Origin of the sequence: Rhodococcus sp. BH4, from assembly GCF_002079265.1 — a bacterium.
Lineage (GTDB): Bacteria > Actinomycetota > Actinomycetes > Mycobacteriales > Mycobacteriaceae > Rhodococcus_F > Rhodococcus_F qingshengii.
Genome location: NZ_CP014941.1, coordinates 3,591,294 through 3,615,408 on the forward strand (window position 1 = coordinate 3,591,294; position 24,115 = coordinate 3,615,408).

Consider the following 24,115-nt stretch of genomic DNA (forward strand, 5'->3'; position numbering starts at 1 on the left):
TGCTACCGATTCCACTTGCGGAACTGAAGCAAGGGGACCACGGGAGTGACAATTCCGGACCAAAGTCCCGGCCCGTTAGATCTACTGCACCCCAGTATGATTGCGATCCTTCGAATCCGAATCGACACCTTCGAGATAGCCGACGAGAACTTGGGCGACCTCCGCCAACACCTCAGTGCTCGACATTTCCGAGTGGGAGCAGTCGACCAGGTACGCCCGCAACGGCCCCACCAGTTCGGACCACCTTTCGACCAGGTGACGATGTTCAGGCAGATCATGCTGCGCCACAAACAGTTCCACTGACCCGAAATAGTGCCTCGGCGTGTGGTCCCGAACGATTCGCGACAGTTTTTCCACCCGACCCACTACGGATTCGAGTACCGTATCGGAAAGGAAATCCATACCGGTCTGCCTTCGGATCTCTGTCGCAACGTCTGTGAAAGTCAGTGCTGCAGTTTCAGTTTCAACCTCGGATAGCCCGATCTGCGCGAACAGTTCGGAAGGTTTCGGAGCCGCTTGTACCGATGGCATCATCTCCGGTAACAGCGCGTCGAGCATGACAACCGAACCGACCAGATCGCCGGCCTCTTCGAGCTGGCTCGCCATCTCGAGCGCGATCGTTCCGCCGGCAGACCAACCCAGTAGATGGTATTCACCCGACGGCTGCACCGTCCGTACGGCATCGACGTACCCCGACGCCAACTCCGCCACCGTGCCTGGCAATTCACCTGCTCCCGTTGCCTGGATGCCGTACACCCGTCGACCCCGCAGCTGACCGACGAGTCCGGCGTAGCACCAGGCAATTCCGCTGACCGGATGCACACAGAACAACGGCGGCCGTTGGTCATCGGGGTCGCCTCCGAGCATGACGACCGTGTCCAGCGGATCCGAACGAAGCGAATCACCCTCGAAGACATCGGCATGAACGAGATCCATCCGAGAGGCAAGCTCCGCCACAGTTCGGTCGGTGAAAATCCATTGAACCGGGAATTCCCTGTTCAGGCTCTCACGCAAGCGCGTAGCCACTCGAACTGCACCCATCGATGTCCCGCCGAGCTCGAAGAAGTCGTCGTAGCGGCCGACCGATATCGCGCCGGTCACGCCCTCGAATGCCTGTGCCACGTGACGTTCGGTATCCGAGATGGGTCGATCCACACTCGACCCTGGCTGCGGTGAAGGAGCAGGAAGTGCCGCTGCGTCTATCTTCCCCGAAGCGAGCAACGGTACCTCGCCCACTATCGTCACCGACGAAGGCAGCAGGTGCTTCGGCAGCAGGCCGGAGACGAACCCGCGAAGCTCCGATTCCGTCGCCGAACCGTTTTCCGCCAACGTCACATACGAACGGAGCTCAGCGGATCCGTGCCCGTCGTCACAGACAACGGTTACCGAGAAGGCCACTGCTCCATGGCTTGACAGAGCCGCGTCGACCTCCGCCGGTTCCACGCGGACACCCCGCACCTTCACCTGCGCGTCGTTGCGACCCAGGTACTCGAGCGCTCGGTCGTGACGCCTACGACGCACGAGGTCACCCGTGCGATACATCCGAGTCCCCACCGCATGAGGATTGGCAACAAAGCGCTCGGAAGTCAGAGCCGGGGAAGCGACGTACCCCCGTGCCACATTCTCACCGGCGAGGAACAGTTCTCCCGCAACGCCATCCGGAACCGGTCGGAGCCTCTGATCGAGAACAAATGCTGTCGTACCAGGGACTGGAGTGCCGACAGTGACGTCCGCGTCAGTGATCCGTGCGGAAATCGATGCCGCGATCGTTGATTCGGTCGGTCCGTATCCGTTGACGATGCGATGTCGGGGTGACCACGCCGACGCAAGGCGCGCAGAGAGCGGCTCCCCCATCGATTCGACGATCAACGGTTGCACTGCATCCGGATCGACTGTCGCCAGGACCGTCGGCGTCACGATCAGATGTGTTACGTCGGCGGCTATCAGCAGATTCGTGAGTTCTTCTCCCCCGTAGACGAAGTCGGGAGTCAGAATCAGCGTTCCACACCCTGCAGCCGCGAGAAGGATCTCGATCACCGACGCGTCGAAGGTCGACGACGCCAATTGCAGGACTCGGGGGCCACGCTCGAGCTCGGCGATCTCGGCGTGTGCGGTGCAGACGTTCATGATTCCGCGGTGTGAAACCTCCACGCCCTTGGGTCTTCCCGTGGAACCCGACGTGTAGATGACGTAGGCGAGGTTGTCGGGGTGAGCCGGCGTTGCCGATACCTCGGCAGCGCCACCAGCAGTGCGGGATTCGTCCATCGCCACCCACTCGACGCACTCGGGCAAACTCTCGGATGCACCTCCCGCTGTCAAACCGACAACCGAACCGCATTCCTCGACCATCGTCTGCCGGCGCGCTGTCGGCAGCGCCGGATCGAGCGACAGCCACGCTGCGCCTGCACGCGCTACTGCCCACAACGCAACGATCCACAGATGCCCGCGCCCGAGCGCAACGGCCACCACGTCGTCGGGTCCGATTCCTCGGACCACCAACTCGCGTGTCCAGTGCGACGACTCCTCGTGCAGGTCGCGGTAAGTCCAGCGTCTGCCGTTCTCTTCCAGCGCGACGCCGTCGGGCGCCTGACGCAGAGCGCGTTCGAAAATGTCGGCAATCGTCAGAGGTTCGACGTGGCGAGGATTCGCAGCAGTCAGCGCCGAGCGTTCGAGTCCGGACAGCAGTTCGATCTCCCCGATCACAATCTCGGGTTCCGCGGTCACTGATTCGGCGATACGTCTCACCCGCTGCATGAACAGTTCCGCGGTCGACTCGCGGAACTTGTCCGTCGCATACAGCAATCGAATAGTCAGACTGTCACCGGTGTCGACCAGGTCCCACGTCAAGTCGTAACCGGTCGACGCCCCTGAATTCTCGATGTCGAAGACGGTAATGCCGTCGATCTGCGGCAACTCCAGCGCTCGCCGGTACGCCAGCATGACCGTGAACAGCGGATGCTCGTTCATCCTGCGCGGCGGATCGACCTTCGCAACGACGTCGTCGAACGAGACGTCCGCGTTCGCCATTGCTTCCAGATCGACACGGCGAACCTCGTCCAGAACAGCAGCGAAGCGATCGGTGGAGTTGATCCTCGTGCGCAATGCGACAGTACCCACCATCATTCCGGCGACGCTCAGCAGCGCCGGATCGTTCCGCAGACTCACAGCTGCTCCCACCACGACGTCGTCCGTGACGCACTCGCGAGCGAGCAGCACGGCAATCACGCTGTGGACGACCATGAATACCGTGACACCATGCGAACGAGCCAACGCCGACAACGCGTCGTAGGTGGCGCCGTCGAGGACTTCCGTCACCATCTCCTCGGATCGTGAAGACACGGGACTCCGGGGGTTGTCGACGGGTAGAGCCAACACATCCTCGACGCCACAAAGTGCGTCCGACCAGTAGTCGAGTTGCCGGTGGGCCATGCTGAGAGAATCCTCGGGGTCACCCAAGCTCTCTCTCGCCCAGAAACTGTAGTCGCCGTAGCTGATCTCCCCCGACGAGCGATCCCAGGGAAGACCTGCCGACCTGGCCTCGAAGGCTGCCACGAAATCGGTCAGGATCGGGCCCATCGACGCTCCGTCGATCGCGATGTGGTGAACAACTATGACCAGGACCGTCAGTCCTGCAGAGTCGACTCCTGCCTTTTCGGTGAACACACGCACACGGAACGGAACATCTCGTTCGAGATCGAACGGCACAGTCGCGAATGCCGAAGCGCTCGCACGGATTTCGCCGACGTGTACCGCAGTGAGATCGAATGCAACAGAGTCCATTTCAAGTTGTTCCGGACCGAATTCACCCGGAACACAGACAGTTCGCAAAACGGCATGGTGATCGACGACGTCGCTGAGCGCGCTGCTCAAGACCGAACGATCGACGTCGTCTGCCAGGACCGCTGCAAACGTCAGGTTGTACGCAGTCGATTCCGGCTGAAGCTGATTGATCAGCCAGAGTCGTTGTTGCGAGGGCGCCAGCGGGGCCGGCTTGCCGGGATCACGTCGAGTCAGTTCGCGGCGTTTGCCATCGGACGCGCTCGCCGACAGCCACTGAGACATCGCTCGCGGCGACGGATTGTCGAAGACGGCGCGAACAGGCACATCCCGCGCGAAGATCGAGGCGAGTCGACCTGCCACCGCTGCCGCGGCCAACGAATCACCACCTGATTCGAACAGGTTGTGCAGAGCGCCGAAACTTCCGGACACGTGTTCCGACATGACAGCGGTGACGAGTTCCTCCGAAACCGTCACTGCTGCATCGGGCGCCTGGCTCTCGAACACATGGCGCCGCAACGCATCTGCGTCCAGTTTTCCGTTCGTCGTGAGCGGGATCGACTCCAATACGACCACGCGGCCGGGCATCAGATACGCAGGCAACATCGCGGCCAACTCGATTGTCAGCTGATCCGCCTCCACACCATCGCCGACCGCACATGCAACCGCAATGTCGTCGACGAGGACAACCGCCGCAGCCTCGACGCCCGTGCACCGACGCAGAGCTGATTCGATTTCGGCGGGCTCGACGCGGATTCCTCGCACGCTCATCTGACGGTCGGAGCGTCCGACGAATCCGAGCGTGTCATCCGTGCGGCGATGAACCAGATCACCGGTCCGATAACGGCGGTGCCCACCGGGTGCTGCGATGAACGACGTGGCGGTGCCGGCAGGATCTCCGGCATAGCCCATCGCAAGCCCGGGCCCGCTGACGTACAACTCACCGATCCCGGCCCACGGCACCGGACGCAGTCGCGTATCGAGCACCTCTGCACCGATTCCGGCGAGCGGGACTCCGATGGTGACCCGATGATCCACTTCGGCGACAGTGGTGACCACCGTGCATTCCGTCGGTCCGTACGCATTGAGCATTCGCGCGCGGCGACTCCACGCACGCGCGGTGGAAGGTGAGAGCACATCGCCACCGACTGCCACCACCTCGAGCGAATCGAACCGCTCCGGAGCCATCGTGTCGAGTACGGCTGGAGTGGACAACATGTGAGTGACGCCGCGTTCTGCGACGAATTCTTCGAGTGCCCTTCCGCCGAAAGCCTCCCGAGGAGCGACCGCCAAGGTAGCCCCGGCGCCGATCGCCAACATCATCTCGAGGATTGCTGCATCGAACGTCGGTTTGTAACCGTGCAGCACAACCGAGTCCGAAGTCACGCCGTACTTGCGGACAGCATCGTCGGTCAGCAGGCCCAGTCCTCGGTGTGTGACTGCAACGCCTTTCGGTTCACCGGTCGACCCGGACGTGTGAACAACGTACGCGACTGAATCCGGATACTGCCGACCGGGAACAGGGCTGCGATCGGAGAGGACTGTGCGCAGCTGCTTCAGACGTGCCGGTGGCAGGTCGGGGTCGATCGGCACGAATGCCGCGCCCGTTTTCGAGATCGCCAACATTCGGACCAGGTACGCGATAGTCCGTACCGCCGGAATCTCGTACACGGCACCCGGTCCTGCTCCCCGAGCCACCAGTTCCCAGGCTTGGGCATCCGAGGCAGAGTCGAGTTCGGCATACGTCACCGTGCGGTGTCCGTCGTCGAGAGCAATGTTGTTCGGGAATCGCGCCGCGGTGGCGGCGAAGATCTCGGTCAGTGTGCGGGACGAATCGACTTCGGCAGCAGTCCAACTGGGCGCCGCGCCCACCGCGAGATCCGAAACGAGTACTGGTACATCCTCGGCAATCGAGGTGAGCACTCTCGACAGCTGTCGGGTAACCGCGTCGGCGCTCGAAGGATCGAATGCGCTCGCGGCATAGATGAGCGCTCCGGTCAATGAACCGTCGTCAGCGGGTGCGAGCGAGACATGCATGGGGAACTTCGTTGTCGCGGTCTCGATTTCGCGAGCCTCAATCGTGAGGCCGGAAACCTCCACGGCAGGGATCGCGAAGTTCTGCAGACCCAGCGCAATCTGGGGAGTTCGTCCACCGAGCAGCTCACCAACCAACTCGGCAGGAACAGAGCTGTTTTCGAACGCTGCCACATCAGCATCGAAAGCTGCACCCAACAGAAGATCGATCGGCACGTCCCCGTCGATCCGAAGGCGAAGAGGCACCGTATCCACGAACATGCCGACCACGCCGTCGAGCTGAGGCGCCCGCCGTCCGTCGACAGCTGTCGCGATCACGACATCGGGATTTCCACTCAGCTTGGCAAGCACCACCGACAACGCCGCATGAACCACCGCGAACAGCGAAACCTTCAATCGGTCGGCTCGCGCCTGCAGTGCCGAGGTGATGACGGCTGGTATCACGAAGTTCACTCGCTGCGCTAAGGTATCCGGCCCGCCATCGGAGTGATCCACCGTCAGCGGAGACACAGATGTCACACCGTCGAGCGTTCGGCGCCAGAACTGCTCGACGACAGGGGAAACATCACGTGCTGCCTCCCACGCGGCAAAATCCCCGTACTGGATCGGCAACGGAGACCATTGCGAATCCAGTCCAGCTCGTCGCTTGCCGTACGCGGTCAGCAGGTCGCCGACCACCGTTCGCATCGACACCCCGTCGACTGCGATGTGATGAAAGCTCACTGCCAGAACGTGCCTGACCGGTGACACCTGGAGCAGCATCCAGCGCACCGGCAGGTCTGCCGCTACATCGAAACCACGCGAGCCGAACTCTCGCAGCAGCACCTCGACCTCGATGTCGGCGACCAGCCGCGTTTCCATTGTCACGGAGGTCGGAGGATCCACGACCTGAACCGGTGGAGTGCCCGGATACCGGGTTCTGAGGACATCATGACGACCGACAAGATCCGTTGCTGCCTGACGCAGCGCGGCCGCGTCGAGTTCACCGTCGATCTCGATGCAGATCGGCAGGTTGTACGCGCCGCTCGCCGTGTTCCGCTGATTCAGTACCCACATCGCACGCTGGTTTCGTGACAGGGGTGCGGGCGTGGGGTCGCGGCGCGGTTCCAGTCGGACAAGATCGGTCACCGAGTCGTTCTGCTCGAGCGAATCGAGCCGGGCTGCCAACGCCGCAACTGTTGGATGCTCGAATACGGTCCTGAGCGGAACAACCAGCCCCAGAGTACTACTCAAGAGCGAGGTAACCTCCGCGGCCGACAGCGAGTTGCCCCCGAGCGAGAAGAAGTCTGCGTCGCGGTCGTCCTCATTCCCACCGAGGACGGAACCAAAAGCTCCGGCTACAACACGTTCGGTGGCGGTGGCCGGCCCCTCTGCACGGGAAGCATCCAGTGTCGGAGACGGGAGACGGGCGAAGTCGACCTTTCCGTTCCGCATCGGAAGCTCGCCCTCGATGTCGACGATGGCATGCGGAACCATGTACGTCGGAAGGACTTCTGCGGCGGCAGCGCGAAGTTGACCAGTGTCAACTCTTTCGGCACCTGAGCTTCTCACGTAGGCGACCAACAGAGGACTTCCACCTTCGGCCGACCGAACCCCGACGACACAGAAGTCGACGTTCGCGACAGACTGAATGACTGCCTCGATCTCACCCGGTTCGATCCGGACACCGTTGACCTTCACCTGCACGTCGGTTCGCCCGAGATAATGCAGGCGATACGTATTTCCCTCGGATTTGGGGCTTTCCGGCTTCCACATCACCAGGTCGCCGGTCCGGTACATCCGGGCGCCTGAACCGGTTGCCACGAATCGTTCCGCAGTTCGGGCCGGTTGGCCGGCGTAACCGCGAGCGAGCATTCGACCTGAGAGATACAGTTCGCCGGCGACTCTCGGCGGCACCGGTTCGAGTCGATCATCGAGCACGACGGCGTCGACCCCGGCCAGTGGATACCCGATCGATCCGTCGTGAGTGTCAGCCGACAGTTGTTCGATCGACAGTGGTTCGGTAGCAAGCGAATACATGGTCGACTCGGCAGGTCCGTATCCGTTGATGACTCGGCGTCCGGCTTGCCAGCGCTTCGCCAACGCGCCGCCGAGTCGCTCGCCCCCGAACATCACCGTGGAAAGGTCCGGCAGCGAAGGGTCGCCGATCGAGGCGACGACAGTAGGTGTGGCGCACAGATGAGTAATTCGCTCGCGCCTCAGTGCTGATGCGAGTCCCGAGCCGAACAGTTCTTCGTTCTTCGCCAGAACGAGCGTGGCCCCGGACGCACTCGCGATGAGCACCTCGAGCAACGTCATGTCGAATCCTGGCGCTCCGCGATGGAATACGCGAGAACCTGGCCCAGCCGAGAATCGACCGGGCAGGTCTTCGGCGATCACACCGAGCCCGCCGTTGGTCACGACCACAGCCTTGGGGGTTCCGGTCGTTCCTGACGTGAAAACTACGTAGGCCGCCAGGTTCTCGGAATATTCGCGCACCGAGTCGGTGACCTTCTCACCACCAGCGTCTTCACCACCAGCGTCTTCACCACCAGCGTTGCGGCCGCCGATTGCTCCGGTGCCCAGTGTTTCGAGGACATCGCGTACTCGCGCCTGCGGCTGTTCCGGGTCCGTCAATGCCGGAGCTGCACCGACCTTCGCGATTGCCCACAGTTGCACGATCGACGCAATCGACCGATCTGCAGTCCAAGCAGCGACCTGGTCGACTCCAACTCCCCGGGAGCGCAACTCGTCGGCTGCGACATCCGACTGGGCATCGAGTTCCCGGTAAGTCAGTGTGTTGCCCTCACCCTCGACCGCCACAGCGTCCGGGGCGGATTCGACGCCGAAGCGCAGCATGGAGGCAAGTGTCGTACCGGAAAGTCGAGATCGATCAGGCCGGTCGACCGCGCCGTGTGCGGGGACGAGAAGAGCTCGTTCCGCACTGTCCAACAGGTCGATTTGCCCTACGGCGACATTCGGGTCGACAGACACTTGATTCAGGAAGCGCTCGAACCGGCCCGCAAAGCTCGATACCGTCAGATCATCGAATAGATCAGCGTTGTAGACGAATTCGAGACCGAGTTCGCCCCCGACCCCCTCGTCCGTGACGTTGACCTGCAGATCGAAATTTGCGTGCCTGACTTCAGGAGCAATCTGTGTGATGTCCAGCCATGGTATCGACCACGCGGCGGTCTCAGCAGTTCGGAACGAGAGCGCCACCTGGAACAACGGATGTCGCGAACGCGATCGCGGTGGGTCGATCAGATCGACCAGCGATTCGAAGGGCATCTCTGCGTGCGCGAACGCCGCTACGTCACGCTGACGAACCTGCTCGACCAACCGGCCGAACGAGTTCGACGGATCGACTTCGGTTCGAAGAACAATCGTGCCGGCAAACATGCCGACCAGCTCGTCGAGTTCAGGTGTGACGCGTCCGGACACAACAGTGCCGACAGCTACGTCATTGCTACCGTTGTACCTCGCCAACAGCGCCGCGAGAGCGGCGTGTACAACCATGAACATGGTCGCGTTGTTCGATCGTGCGAGTGTCTGAAGGCCCGTTCGTACCGAACCTGAGATCTCCACCCGACAGCTCGACGCACGGGCGAACGTCGAACGTGGACGATCGAGGGGAAGCGTCACCTGCTCGGGAAGTCCTTCGAGAGCCTGCATCCAGTAGCTGCGTACCGTCTCGGGAATCCCCGATTCCCTTTGCCATGCACTGTAATCGGAGTATTCGAGCGCGAGCGGCGACCACTGCGGAGCGTGCTGCGCCGAGCGGGCGATGTACGCCGCAGTGAAGTCGCGGACCAACAATTCGAGTGATCGAGCGTCGGCGGCAATGTGATGGACGACGACAGCCAGGATGTGCTCGACAGGTGAAACCTGGAGAAGTGCCGCACGTACGGGCGGATCAACGGTGACATCGAAGCCCGAACCCACCAGTTCTGCTACACAATTCTCGGCGTCACCGCCGTCGAGTGCCTCGAGCTGAAAGGCCGGAAGCGCATCCTCGGCGTCGAGCACCGTCTGAACCGGGCCGCCGCCGACAACCGGGTACACGGTCCGCAGAGTGCGATGGCGATTGATCACGTCACGAATTGCCAGTTCGGCCGCAACCACGTCCAGCTCGCCTGCCAAGCGCAGCACGATCGGGATGTTGTATCCGGCGGAGTCTGTATCCAACTGATTCAGAATCCACATTCGATGCTGGGAAGCTGACAGGTGCACTTCCTTGTTGTCCGAACGAGGCCCCAAGGACACGTCAGACGCGTGCTCCGCGCCGGTTCGCCCTACACCTATCCGCGCAGCAGCGATGTCTGCGAGCTGATCGACGGATGGGTGCTCGAACACATCGCGGACGTCGAGGTTGCAGCCCAGGGCGGAGTTCAGACGCGACGAAAGACGAGTGGCGATCAAGGAATTGGCGCCTTGATCGAAGAGGTTCCGGACCGGATCGACATGCGGAACTTCCATCAAATCGCTCAGAATAGCTGCGACTGTCTGCTCGAAGAAGTCTCGCGACTGCCGAGTCGGCTGCGTGAGAGACACCGGGGTCGGCAACGATGCTCGGTCGATTTTGCCGTTGATCGTGACCGGTAATGACGCGAGCACCATCAAAGCCGACGGAACCATGTGCGCGGGCAGCAACGAACGAGCAGTCCGCAAGACGCCGTCGAGGTCGTGTCCGCTCCCCGGGGTGATGTAACCGACCAAAGTCGGCCCGCTGTCGAGTTCTCTCACCACTACCGCGGCCTGCTCCACCGACGTGTGAGCCAACAGCGCGGATTCGACCTCGCCCGGTTCGATGCGGTAACCGCGCAGTGCCATCTGACCGTCGGCGCGGCGAACATATTCGAGTCGGCCGGCTCGCCAACGGACCAGATCGCCGCTGCGGTACATCCGTGATCCATCGAATCCGGGTTCAGGCACGAATCGCGAAGACGTCATCGCGGGTCGACCCAAGTAGCCTTCGGCCACCTGCGGACCCGCAACATACAGTTCGCCGACAGATCCCGGAGGGACGGGCTTAAACGACGCGTCCAGTACGTAGCTGCGCAACCCTGGTAGTGGGGACCCGATCGGCGAGACAGTCTCGTCACCGGGGACAAGATCGAAACTGGTGACATGGACTGTGGTTTCGGTGATTCCGAACATGTTGACGCCCCGCACGTCCGGGTGCCGATCGAACCAAGCCTCCACGCGCCCGGCGTCGAGGCGATCACCGCCGAAAACAATCGTCCGGAGCGGAAGCAGCATTTCCTGCGTGACTTCCGCCAACGCATAGAAGGCGGCCGGGGTCTGATTGAGAACGGTCACTCGTTCCCGCACAATCAGATTCGCGAATCTTTCGGGTGAGCGCGCGACATCACCGTCCACGATCACGAGGGATCCGCCAGTGGTCAACGAACCCCACATCTCCCAGACCGAGAAGTCGAATGCGTACGAATGAAACATCGTCCACACATCTTCGGCGTTGAAGTCGAAGATCTCTCGGGTCGAGGCGAGCAGCGCCAACACGTTGTCCTGAGACACCACTACGCCTTTGGGAGCTCCGGTTGATCCGGAAGTGTAGATCACGTAGGCGGCGGACTCCGACTGTGCAACGGGCCAGTCGGCCGTAGCGTCAGTCGTCTCGTCCACGAAGATGACAGGTTGCTCGTACCCAACGAACCGCCCAGCTGATTCGTCCGTCGACAGAATCGCTTTCGGGCCTGCATCGGCAAGTACGTAGTGGATACGAGCGTCGGGATACTGCAAGTCGATCGGGACGTACGTCGCGCCCGCGCGAACGACAGCGATGATGGCTACGACGAGGTCGACCGATCGAGGCAGGGCGACCGCCACGCGATCACCGACTCGAATTCCTCGATCGATCAAGACAGCGGCAAGGCCCTCCGAACGAACTCGCACCTCTTCATAGGTGACGCGAGTATCGCCACTCGACACCGCGATTGCATTCGGATGCCGGGCTGCGACGGCCCCGAAGAGGTCAGGCAGCGACTGCGCGACAATCGAAGGCGTCGGCACCCGAGCCGACAATTCTTCGCGTTCCGCAACACTGAGAACATCGATGTCACGCAGCATGATTGACGAGTTCTCGGTAATCGAGTCACATACTCGACGAAGCCGCTCGACCCAGCTCTGCACGGTGCCTGCATCGAACAGATCGGCGGCATATCGGAAAGTGCCGCGAACACCGCTCGCGTCTCCGTCAATCGTACGATCCTCGCGCACCGTCACTTCGAGGTCGAAGCGAGGGTGGACCGGAGGTAGCGGAGTGCCGTGCGCCGTCAAAGTTCCCATCGCGATCTCGGAGTCGGGCGCTACCGGATCGACAGCGAAAACAACTCGGAGGAAGGAATTCTTCTCACCTACGCCCCCACCGACCGCACGGTCGACCACCCAGTCGAACGGAACGTCGGCATTGGACAGGGCCGCCACATCAACCTCGCGCACCCGAGTCAAGAACTCACCGAACGTGTCTCCGCCGCGAAGGAGCGTTCGCAGCGCGACGGTCCCGACGAACATACCGACGACACCGTCGAACGAAGGATGCGTTCGTCCGGAGGTCGGGGTCCCGATGACCACATCGGACGCACCGGTGATCTTGCTCAGTGCGATCGCAAGGCAGGCGTGCAACACCATGAAGGTTGTGCAGTCGTGCGCGCGAGCGATCTCGTTCAGCGCCGCATGGATAGGTGAGGGCAACTCGAACGCCACGTCCCGCGCCGACGACGGTTGGTCCGGCCGGCGGGATCTGTCCACGGGAAGCGCAAGAGTCGGATCAACACCGGCGAGTGTGTCGGACCAGAATTCCAGCTGGCGTCCTGCCAAGCTCTGTGGATCCGCGGGATCACCGAGAATGGTTCTGTGCCAAGCGGAATAGTCGCGGTAGTCGAGAGCGGGCGAAGGCCAGATCGGCGACCGTCCGTCGGCGCGAGCGTCGTACGCCGCGACGAGGTCCGAGACGATCGTCGCGAACGAAAGGCCGTCCAGGGCGACGTGATGGGCAACCACGGTCATGCGGTGGTCGGCGTCGCTGCCGGAGGCGAGGATCAAGCGAAGAGGCGCATCGGTCGCCAGGTCGAAACCCGCCGCAACCAAATCCGCTGACGCAGCCTCGTAATCCTCGGACGCAACCTCGATCAGAGTCACCGGAGTCGCGGTCGCAACCTGGATCGGCCACGCATCGTGATTCTGGTCGAACGAGAAAACAGTACGCAAGACGAGATGGCGATCGGTCAGGTCACCTACCGCCGCCCTCGTCGCCTCGATATCCAGAGCACCACTGAACGCGACCTCGAACGCAATGTTGTACGCCGACGACTGGGGATCCAGACGGTTGAGTAACCACAGGCGTTGTTGCGCCGGTGCGATTTCCACGACGAGGTCGTCCGAAATGCGCTGGGGTTCCTCCACCCACTCCGCGCGCCCCGCACGGATCACCCGGGCCAGGCGCGCCGGCGTCGGGGCACCGAACACGTCCCTCACGCCAACCCGTCTTCCGAGGGCGGAACTCACTCGCGCGGCAACATACACGGCGTCGAGTGAACTACCGCCCCAGGCGAACAAGTCGGAGTGCGGTCCGAGAACTCCGACGCCGAGGACCTCGGCCATCACCGAGGCAATCAATTCCTCGTCGTACTCGATCGGACGGTTGACCGCCGCGCGCTGCTCGGCCGGCGCGGACGACGCCGGTTCGGGGAGCGCTGAACGGTCGGTCTTTCCATGGCTCGTGACGGGCAATGCTGCCAAAATAGTCATCGAACTCGGCAGCATGGAACGAGGAAGTCGGGAAGCCAGATGATCGAGCACCATCGTCTGGCTCAACGGATGAGCTGCACCTTCGGCCACGGTCACATACGCCGCAAGCGACCCGGATCGCTCGACCACCGCTGCTTGCGCAACGCCGGGAGTCGACAGGAGCACAGCCTCGATCTCGCCCAGTTCGACGCGTACTCCACGGATCTTGACTTGTTGATCAGAGCGACCCAAGAACTCGAGTTGACCGGCATCGTTCCATCGCACGACATCCCCGGTGCGGTACATGCGCTCGCCGGCACCAGTGGCACCAAAGGGCGCCGCTACGAAACGCTCCGAGGTCAGCGTCGCGGAAAGATACCCGCGCGCCAGTCCTGGTCCCATCACGTACAGCTCCCCCACGGCGCCGACCGGAGTCGGACGCAACCACGAATCCAACACCACAGCGGCAACGCCGTCGATCGGACGCCCGATCGGAGTATCACCGCCAGGCTCGAGTGGCTCGCTCATGAATGCCGCGACGGTTGCTTCACTGGGGCCGTACGAATTCACGATGTCGACATGACTCGACCACACATCCACGAGCGCCACCGGCGGTCGCTCGCCACCGACGTTCAACACTCGAAGATCCGGCAGTTTCCGAGGATCCATCGTCAGCGGAACAGATGGTGTCGAGATCAGGTGCGTGACACCCTCAAGCCGCAGGTAGTCTTCAAGGTCCACTCCGCCGATCAATCCGGGAGGAACGATCACTGCGGTCGCGCCGCAGCCGTGTGCAAGCAGAATCTCGAGGATCGCCACGTCGAACGATGTGTTTGCAAGGAGCGCGACGCGGGAGGAACTATCGATGTTCAGACGCCGTGCGTGAGAACGCAGCAACGGCACAATGCCTCGGTGCGTGACCGCGACACCCTTCGGTCGCCCGGTAGAACCAGAGGTGTAGACCACGTAGGCGGTGTCGTCCAGAGACAGGTCGGCGATAGATGAACCCGCCCCCACGCGTCGATCCACCGGCCCTTCGACGGTCTCGTCGCCACTGGGATCAACGACGCACACCCAAGCCGGCACGTCCACGAGTTCGCCACCGACCACAACGGACACGTCGGCGTCGTCGAGAATGAAAGCGACACGCTCGGAGGGTGTTTGAGGATCCACGAAAAGAAGGACAGCACCAACCCGCACTACCGCGTGGAATGCAACTACGGAATCGGTCGAGCGCTCGGTGAGGATCCCGACGACGTCGCCTCGTCCGACTCCGTTCTCCACGAGCAAGGCGCAGAGTGCATCCGCGCGAGCGCCGAGCTGGTCGTAAGTGACGTCCACACCTTGCTCGCGGATCGCGACAGCACTCCCCTGCCCTGCGCCGCCTCTGATGACCGAATCGAGCGTCGCGAATCCGTCCGTCCGCGGACCCAGCGCGGGGACCAGATCCTTCACTTCATCCGTCGAGAGGATGGGGAGGTCACCGAGCGCACGGGTAGCCGAGTCGAGGAACCCCTCGAGTAGCCGAACGAACTGACGATGATGCATCGCCAAGTCACGTTCGCTGTAGAGGTGCGGATTGGCTTCGAAGGAAAGGCGAACGTTCTCCCCCGCGATCGACGGATAGATGCTGAAGAACAGGTCTTCGGTGGGGCCGGATGTGAGGACGTGAAACTCGCCGACGACGTCGCCGAGCCGAATGGCTTCGTGAAACATCATGACGTTCACGGCCGGGCCCGCCGCCTCACGGGATCCGCCCTGACCTTCCTGGAAGCCCATGTCCTCGTAGCGGAATCGCTGGTGGCGTAGTGCACCGGTCATCTGAACCGAGATCTGACGCACCAGTTCTCGTGGCGACAGATCCCGTTCGAGTTGCGCACGAACAGGCACGATGTTGGACAGCATCCCACCTGACCGTTTCGACGTCGCCGTGGTGCGGCCGGACACCGGCAAGCTGAGGACTACGTCATCGGAATCAGTCATGCGACCGAGATAGGACGCGAATGCACCGACGAGGACCGCCACCTCGGAGGTAGTCCACTCGGTCGCGACATCCGAAAGCTGTTTTGCAAGAGTTGGATTCAGCGTCCGAACCATCATGCGCTGCGGCATGGACGTCAGCCCGGCGCCGTCGGCGAGGCGAACCGGGCGGGGCAGGCCTTCGGACATCTCCGTCCAGTACTGCTCGTCCGATCGATACCGCGACGAGGATCGGTAGTCGACGTCGAGGTCATGCAGTGCACGTACCCCGAGACCACCGAAAGGAGTCAGCGTCTTGCCATGAACCAGATGCGAATAGCGCTCGGCCACCCGAGCGGTGAGTGTCATCGCCGCATGTCCGTCGAGCACGAGGTGATGGGCGTGCGAGTACCAGTAGTAGTGCTCATCTGCCAGGTGAAGCAAGGTTGCCGAGATCAGGCGGTCAGACATCACGTCAAGTGGCCGTGAGTATTCCGCTGTCATCCACTCGTTCGCGCGCCGAACCGGGTCGCGGTCGCTGCGTAAGTCGAGGTATGCGAGATCGTCGACGATCGAATGATCGACGACCTGTGCCGGCTCGGCATCGGTAGCGACGAGGCGAACGAACGGCGACTCCAATTCATGACATGCCGTATTCGTTGCCTCGATCAGCGCGTCGACGTCAACCGGTCCGCGTAGTTCCACGTACTGAGCCACCACGAACGGAGTTGACGGACTCAATTGCTGCGCGAACCACAGCGCGAGCTGAGCCCGAGACAACGGAAAAGCACTCAACCCGTCACCTCACATTTCACCAGCCTTGTTTTTCACGAACGTTCGGTGGCTGATCACGTGAATCCATGGGAGCGAACACCACGAACGGCCGAACCGAACCCTACTGTCTCGTCTAAGTTTTCACCACTGGGCCAACACTGCTAGACATGTCGACGCAGCTTTCACGCACTCAAACGTCAGGAGCTTCAGCGGATGAACAACGACACGGTGGGACCAAAGTCCGACGACGATTCCGGGGCTGAACCGAGCGGCTCCAACACCATCCCACCGAGGGGCCCGGAGCGCGAAACCAAGGGGGCGGCCGCTTTTCTCCGAAGCCGTAGAACGGCAGTCGCGATCACCGCAACGACGCTGGTAGTGGGCGGTTTCGTGGCATGGCTCGGGTACACGGCATACGAAGCGAAAGACAACCTGGAGGCGGCTCGCGACCACGCACAGTCGGCGAAGAGCGCTCTCCTGGCCGGAGATACGGGAGTCGCAGAGTCTGCCGCGGCGGAAGCCGATCGCGAAGCATCGGCCGCATACGACAACACCCATTCACTCCCCTGGAACATCACCGCCGCAATTCCCGTCATCGGGTCGCCGTTCGAGTCGACGCGCCAGATGACCGAGGTCGTTCAGGGGCTTACGCGTGACGTTCTCGGCCCTGCCGTGACTACCGGAACTTCACTCGCACCAACGGAATTGGTGCAGCCCGGTGGGCGCTTGGCACTCGCACCGTTACGCGAAGCGGAACCGAAACTGGCCGAAACAGCTATCGCCGCGGAATTGCTGTCGTCGCAGGCACAGGAAGTTCCCGAATCGAAGTACCTGGGCCGAGTTAACGATGCCAGAGCAGAATTACAGTCGCAGACAAGCGAACTGGCTACCCTCCTGACGAACACCGCCACCGCGGCGCGCATCGCACCGGCAATGCTCGGCACCGACGGACCGCGCAACTACTTCATCGGTTTCCAGACCAATGCGGAAGCGCGAGGAACCGGCGGCCTGTTGGGTGGATACGGCATCGTCCGAGTCGACGACGGCGCCGCTCGGGTGGACACACTCTCCCCCAACTCCGAACTAACACTGGACAATCAACCGATAGACCTTGGTCCTGACTTCAACCAGCTGTACGGAAACAGTCGCCCGACCACCGATTCTCGCAACAGCAACCTCAGCTCGCACTTTCCCTACGCAGCGCAGATCTGGCAGTCCCTGTGGTCACAGGAGTCCGGGGGTGAGATGGTCGACGGTGCGATAGCGACCGATCCGATCGCCCTGAGTTACATCCTCGAAGCGGTAGGACCGATCAAGATGCCCGACGGAGAGTCGGTCACCGCCGACAACGTCGTGGAACTGACCGAGTCGACTGCGTACGCTCGCTTCCCTTCCGACAACAAGGCACGAAAGCAGTATCTGCAGACAATCGCAGCTCGTGTCGTGGAGAAGATGACCGGGAACATCAAGTCGCCGAGCGCACTGCTGGAAGCTCTGGGCAGAGGTGTCAGCGAGGGCAGAATCGCCGTGTGGAGCTCTCACCCCGACGAACAATCGGTTCTCGCCGACACCGTCCTCGGGCACACCATTCCCGATGATGCGGCGCCGTACGCCGGTGTGGTGATCAACAACCAAGCCGGCAACAAGCTCGACTACTACCTCACACGAGAAATCGACTACACAGCCCAGACGTGCACCGGCGACACCCGAAAGACAACGGTCACTGTTCGACTGACAAACAACGCGCCCGACGCCGACCTGACCGAATATGTCAGCGGGATCGTCGACAACCCCGGACGACTACCCAAGGGCACCAACGTGGCTGCAGTCACACTACTGGCAACGACCGGCGCCAAACTCGACGCAGTCTCCGTGGGCGGGCAGATTTCGTTTGCCGTCAACGGAACCGAACAGGGCCACCCGGCATTCATGACCAGGGCCGTCATTCCGCGAGGCCAGACCGTTGAGCTGAAGTTCGATCTGACCGAGCCCACAGCCGAGGGTGAAGCACGCGTACCGGTCCAGCCGCTTGTCGACGACCCGAAGATTACCGTCGACGTTCCTAGCTGCTGAGCTTGACCGGCAAACGTCGACGAGGCCCCAGGCATGTCGCCGTTGTCGGGCTCGTGAACTTTCAGCAGATTTGAAACTTCGCCAAAGGCTAGCCTATGCTTCCTGACGCGCCTGGAACCGGCCGTCGGCTGCGATCCGTCGGAGTCTCACTCCTCGGCGCATCGACAACGGAAGGTTCCCCATGCGATACGCCCGTGTGCGCTCACTTCGCCGAACTGTGGCGCTGAGTGGATTGGTCATTGCCGCCCTGGTAATCGGCGGATGCAGTAACAACGACACCGCAACCGAATCGAGCAGCAGCGACTTCGAAACCGTCACCATCGAAAGTGCGCTCGGAAACGCCGTCATCACCGAAAAGCCCGAGCGAATCGTGACTCTCGGCATGGGGTCGGCGGAGACCGTAATCGCGCTCGGCACGATCCCCGTCGGCGTCGAAAAGTACGCATGGGGCAGCGACGACACCGGGTATCTGCCGTGGGTCCACGAAGCGGTCACGAAGCAAGGTGGCGAACTGCCAGAGCAGTTCACCGGCGGAACCGATCTCAACATCGAGGCGATCATCGCTCTCGAACCCGACCTGATCCTCGCCCCGTGGTCCGGCATCACACAGCAGCAGTTCGACTCACTCAACGCGTTCGCGCCGACCGTCGCCTACGCCGAGAGCCCCTGGACCATCACGTGGGAAGACCAGATCAACGTCATCGGCAAAGCCATGGGCGAATCCGAGAAGGCGACAGCCGAAATCGACAAGATCAAGTCGCAGTTCGCGGAATCGACTGCAGCACATCCGAACTACGCCGACGTCAGCTTCTCCTTCATCTACAACACGGGCCCAGGAACCCTCGGCGTCTTTTTCGCCGAAGAGCAGCGTGTGGCCATGGTCCGCGCACTTGGCCTGCAGGTGGATCCCGTCGTCTACACCTTGACGGAATCTGAAGGAACAGACTCCGCCGTCATCGGCCTCGAGAACGCAAACCTCCTCGACAAGTCCGACCTGCTCTTCACCTTCTACTCGGACCCGGCCAACCGGGCCGAGATCGAAGCGCAGCCCGCTTACCAGGCAATCCCCGCTGTGGCTCGGGGAACTGTCATCGCTCCGACCGAACAGCCCTTCGTCACCGGTTCCTCGATGATCAACCCTCTGACCGTGCCCTGGTCGCTCGAGCGCTACGTGCCGATGATCGACGAGGCAATCGCGAAGCTGAACAAGTGATGTAGATCAGCATCGTGCGATCGAGAAACCCGCGTCCTATTCGGACGCGGGTTTCTTGCCGTCGCGTTCAGCTTTGAATCGCATCCACTCACTGCTCAGCATGCGATTGTCGATGATCCACCCCATGTAATCGCGCATGTTGAGCACACGAATGTACGCGGGACCGTTGGGGTTTGCGTACTGCAGGGCCTCGGTCGCAAGCTTGCGTTGATTCTCGAGATATACGTGCTCTGTTTCGAGGAATCCGCCCCACACGTCGGAATCCATGACGTAGTAGTGAGTCCGATCCCGAGGCTTGCGCGTGAGCTTGACGAACCCCCGGTCGATCAACCGACGAATGTAGGTGGACACCGATCCGCGACTTGCTCCGAGTGCCTGCGCCAACTCTTCGGCGCTGACCCCTGGCGACTCGCTGATCAACAGATAGCCCGCAATACGTCCTTCGATGCGGGCCCCACCGCCGGACTGCCAGTACACGGAGAACTGATCGATGAACCAGGTGGAGAAATCGTCACCGCGAGCAGGGCTGGCATCGCCCATTCGTTGAGCCTCCGACGTCTCTGGGTACGAACAATTCGCCACTATTGTGCCAGCACCACCGTCACCGAGCCGAAATCACCAGCCCTGGAGTGGTTGCGATGAACTCGAGCTGTTCGATTGTCAAAGGCGACGCCGATGTGGAGCCAGCCGATGTCACGAACTGGGTCACCACTACTGTTTCGCCGGAGGGGTGAACAACCCGGACCGTGTCATCGCCCGAGCCATCGGGATCGACCAGGCGAGTCACGGTGGTGGAGCCTGGCAACGTCAGTGTGTCACCCGGTTCCGGCACAGCGGTACCAACTGATATTTCGACATCGCTGCTGCCGTCCGCTGTCGAGGCGACGATCCGCTCGCACACTCCTCCCTGTCCGTAATCATCTGGAACCAACGAACCGAGCGGGCGCTCCAAAGTGACGCCTGCCGCGCCGAGATCCTTCCAACGTGCATCGAGCAACTGATTCAGTCGGTCGATATCCATGCGCGACGCAGGTGGACCGGCATTCACAGAATCGGTGTAGCAGGATGCCATCGGCGGCGGCGTCGAGTCTGGAACCGGCGCAGTCACCGCAAGCCCCGGCGCGGTCGCTAACGCGATCAGTTCGTCCATCGTCAAGAGCGGGGAAGCATCCGACGAAGTTCCGGTCGACGTGTCGACGCTGGCAACAACCCGGGATCCATCACCGAGATACGCGACGACTCCGCGCTCGCCCCCGACTTCCGAACCGTCTTTGTCTTCGAAATCGGCTCTGTCCTCGAAATCGGCGATGTCGAGCACTGTTCCGTTTTCGAGATGCTCCCGCCGATCCACCAGACCCTCCAAGCACGGCGGCACCGGCTGATCCCATGCACGCACCTGAACCGAGATATCGGCAGTCCGCCCGACGCGAGTCAAGGTTCCCTTCGCCGACGTAGAACCGCTGAACTCGATCGGGTCGACCCCGTCAGGAAACGAGGCACCCCGGTAATTCTGGATCGGCGCAAACTCGAGCGATTTCGATGGACTCGCAAATGCAACGTCGACATCGGAAGGCAGCGATTCGAGTAGTGCGTCGCTCATGGCGGTGGCCTTCGGTCCCGAGAACCATGGATAGTCCGGGTCGTCATAGCCGGGCTCACCGGCAAAACCGTAGTTGATACGCACCGGCGGACCCGGCGATGCCACCGAATCGCAGCCGGGAATCGACGTGCCCGTGTCTTCGTACGTCACCGCCGCGACAACAGTTCCCAAGGCGACGATCGAGACGATCACCAGCCCGTCACGCCAGGTCCATTGCTCGCGGCGACGGTTCGACTCGTGTGCGGTGCGCCCAGACATTTCTCGATCATTGCCTGCCACAACAACTACGTCGCTATCCGACATACCCGCTGAGGTCGTAGATCGTGGAATTTCCCACCGTTGTCGACGTGAAATTCGTTTCGACCCATTCCTGAATAGCACTCGACGTACTGTCCCCGCCTTGGCCATCCTTCGGGCTTCCCCCCTGGCCACCGGCAATGTAGTAGTGAACTTTCCCGTCTGCCACGTACTGGATGAATTGATCCAATGTCGGTGCGGGATCGGAACTCCAACCGCCGATCGCCATGACCGCGGTGTTGCTGGCCAATTCGTAGGTTGCTGCGCTTTGCGAGCCGTTGGTCGCGGCCGACCACGTGGTGCCCGCATTGACCAGCATTGCCGTCAGCTCGGAAGCATTTTCGCTACCGCTACTCAGTTCTTGCCCGTTCGACGTCGGATTTACAGTCGCGTCAGAAGAATTCGGTGGAGCGTCACCGTTTTGCAGCTCTGGGCCCCCACCCATACCTCCTCCCCCGCCCATTCCGGAGTCGGACACGGCGCCGGTTGGTCCGGCCGTCGGGATGGACCCACCGTGCGCGGCTGCAGCAGTGGCAATCGCGTGAGACGCCGAACCTGCTATCCCTGCCAACGAGCCGATGATCAATCCAGCAACAGCAAGCCTTCGGAATCGATCCTTGGCTCCCACTAAAACCAGGATCGCGCCGACGACAGTGCCCGCCAACAGAATCCACTTCAGCATCGGCAGCCAGTCGGCATTGCGGTGCAACAACACCCAACTCCAGATTCCTGCGGCCAGCATCATCGCAGCCAACCCGCAACGTCCGATCCAACGGGCACGGACCAACCACAGAGCGTATCCACCGGTCCCGATCATCCCCGCGACGGCGGGCGCCAGCGCAACTGTGTAATAGGGGTGGATCGTGCCGGACATGTAGCTGAAGATCAGGCCGGTAACGAGAAACCAGCCACCCCAAAGGATCAACGACGCACGGACAAGATCTGTGCGCGGTGCGCGCCCACAGGCGAGTAAGCCGAACACCAACGCAATCAAAGCCGCAGGAATAAGCCAGGAAATCTGGATACCCATCTCGCTGCCGAACAGCCGTTCGAGTCCGGCACTTCCCCCGAAGCTCGAACCTGCACTGCCACCGGCCATTCCGCCACCGCCACCGGTGCTCCCGAAAAGTCGACCCAATCCGTTGTATCCCACTACCAAGTCCATGACGCTGTTGTTGGTCGATCCGCCGATGTACGGGCGAGAATCAGCGGGCCACAGCCACACTGCCAACACCCACCACCCAGCCGATATGACAACGGACGCAGCACCGATCACCAGGTGGACCAGGCGAGTCCGCAAGCGCACCTGTCCGGCGATCAAATACGCGGCACCAAATGCAGGCAACACCATCAGCCCTTGCAGCATCTTGGTGAGAAAGGCAAACCCCAGCGCTACTCCTGCGAGCGCCACCCACATAGCGGCTCGACGACCGATCGCCGTGCACATGGCGCGAATAACGAAGTAGCCGGCGAGAGTCATGAGCAGAACCAACAGTGCATCAGGATTGTCGAACTTGAACATCAGGGCGGCAGCGGGCGTAGCTGCCAAAACAGCTCCCGCCACCAAACCCGCAGCGGGCGACGCCACTCGTTTGACGGCCGCATACACGAGCGCAACTGATCCGACGCCCATCAACGCCTGCGGAACTAGAAGACTGGCACTCGAGAATCCGAAGATTCGCCCGGACACACCCATGACCCACAATGAAGCGGGCGGTTTGTCGACCGTGATGAAATTCGAGGTATCGAGGGACCCGAAGAACCACGCTTTCCAATTCTGGGAGCCGGCCTGCGCCGCTGCAGCGTAGAAGGTGTTGGCGTAGCCACTCGCGGTCAGATTCCACAAATACAGGACTGCCGTTGCTGCCAACAGGATCGTCAGCGCCAATCCTGTACTGCGCGTGCGGAACCACGACGGCGAGGGCTCCGCGCGATGGGCAGTTGGTGCCGGCCGCTGACGCGGGGCCGGATGCAGAACGGCGGTCATCAGGAAGTCCCTTCACGAGTTACTGTCCTGCCAACGATCGCGTCTCCAACCCTGGCGGCACTGGGAGCCGGCTGGAAAGTTGCTGTGAATGGCTCAGGTCAGGGAGCGCTCGAATAGCACGACGCTGAACCAACCGTTGTCGGCATCGTCTCCGAAGTCACGACGCCCTACCTCGGTAAAACCGGCGTCCAAGTAGTAGCGGCGCAACCGCACGTTGGTTTCTACACAATCGAGCCGCAGGTACTGCGCGTTCTCGTCCGCGGACCGTCGATGGGCCCAGACGAGTAAGCGTTCGCCCATCGAGGTTCCCGAGAATTCTCGATCGATAACCAATCCGTGCACGTAGCCGGCAGGCTCGTTCGAATCGGGCCAGACCACAGGGTCCGACCAGATCAACCGCAGGGCACCGACAATCCTCGACTGCTCCCGGCCTCGCGCAACAAAGAACTCCCCTCTCGAAATCTGCTGCTCGACCTGCTCGACAGACACTTCACGCGGGCGCCACTGGATGATTCCGCGTTCTGCCAACCAGTCTTCTGCCGCGTGCCGCAGCGCCAGAATCTCCGGCCCATCGGTCTCGACCGCTTGCACAACGTCCACAACCATATGACCTCCCCCATATCTGCAGCCGTTCACAACAACACGGCCTCCAGGCCCCAACCCGGGTGTATCT

At 61.9% G+C, this 24,115-nt stretch carries 7 protein-coding genes; 2 read left to right on the forward strand and 5 right to left on the reverse strand.

Annotation, left to right across the window (positions count from 1 at the left end):
• Window positions 1–81 precede the first annotated feature (81 nt).
• On the reverse strand, window positions 82–16,293 hold the full coding sequence (locus A0W34_RS16505; protein ID WP_081557953.1) for a non-ribosomal peptide synthetase: 16,212 nt from the start codon (window positions 16,291–16,293) through the stop codon (window positions 82–84).
• A gap of 192 nt (window positions 16,294–16,485) precedes the next feature.
• Between A0W34_RS16505 and A0W34_RS16510 the strand changes: the two genes are divergently transcribed.
• Both A0W34_RS16510 and A0W34_RS16515 read left to right on the forward strand, forming a co-directional pair.
• Entirely contained in the window at window positions 16,486–18,345 is a 1,860-nt protein-coding gene (locus A0W34_RS16510) for a DUF4012 domain-containing protein (protein WP_081557954.1), read from the forward strand.
• A 181-nt stretch (window positions 18,346–18,526) separates the two neighbouring features.
• Window positions 18,527–19,558: an iron-siderophore ABC transporter substrate-binding protein gene (locus A0W34_RS16515; RefSeq protein WP_007732282.1), complete on the forward strand. Its 1,032-nt coding sequence runs from the start codon at window positions 18,527–18,529 to the stop codon at window positions 19,556–19,558.
• A gap of 36 nt (window positions 19,559–19,594) precedes the next feature.
• Here A0W34_RS16515 and A0W34_RS16520 read toward each other — a convergent pair whose 3' ends face one another.
• The 4 genes from A0W34_RS16520 to A0W34_RS16535 form a co-directional block, all read right to left on the reverse strand.
• Complete coding sequence (locus tag A0W34_RS16520; RefSeq protein ID WP_003942377.1) at window positions 19,595–20,098, reverse strand: GbsR/MarR family transcriptional regulator; 504 nt, start codon at window positions 20,096–20,098, stop codon at window positions 19,595–19,597.
• A gap of 61 nt (window positions 20,099–20,159) precedes the next feature.
• Window positions 20,160–21,416, reverse strand: a complete 1,257-nt coding sequence (locus A0W34_RS16525) for a hypothetical protein (protein WP_081557955.1) — start codon at window positions 21,414–21,416, stop codon at window positions 20,160–20,162.
• Between the two features lie 34 nt (window positions 21,417–21,450).
• On the reverse strand, window positions 21,451–23,442 hold the full coding sequence (locus A0W34_RS16530; protein ID WP_081557956.1) for a glycosyltransferase family 39 protein: 1,992 nt from the start codon (window positions 23,440–23,442) through the stop codon (window positions 21,451–21,453).
• Window positions 23,443–23,535: 93 nt separating this feature from the next.
• The gene (locus A0W34_RS16535) at window positions 23,536–24,048 is read right to left on the reverse strand and encodes a GNAT family N-acetyltransferase (RefSeq protein WP_081557957.1); all 513 of its coding nucleotides are present in this window, start codon (window positions 24,046–24,048) and stop codon (window positions 23,536–23,538) included.
• Between the last annotated feature and the right edge of the window lie 67 nt (window positions 24,049–24,115).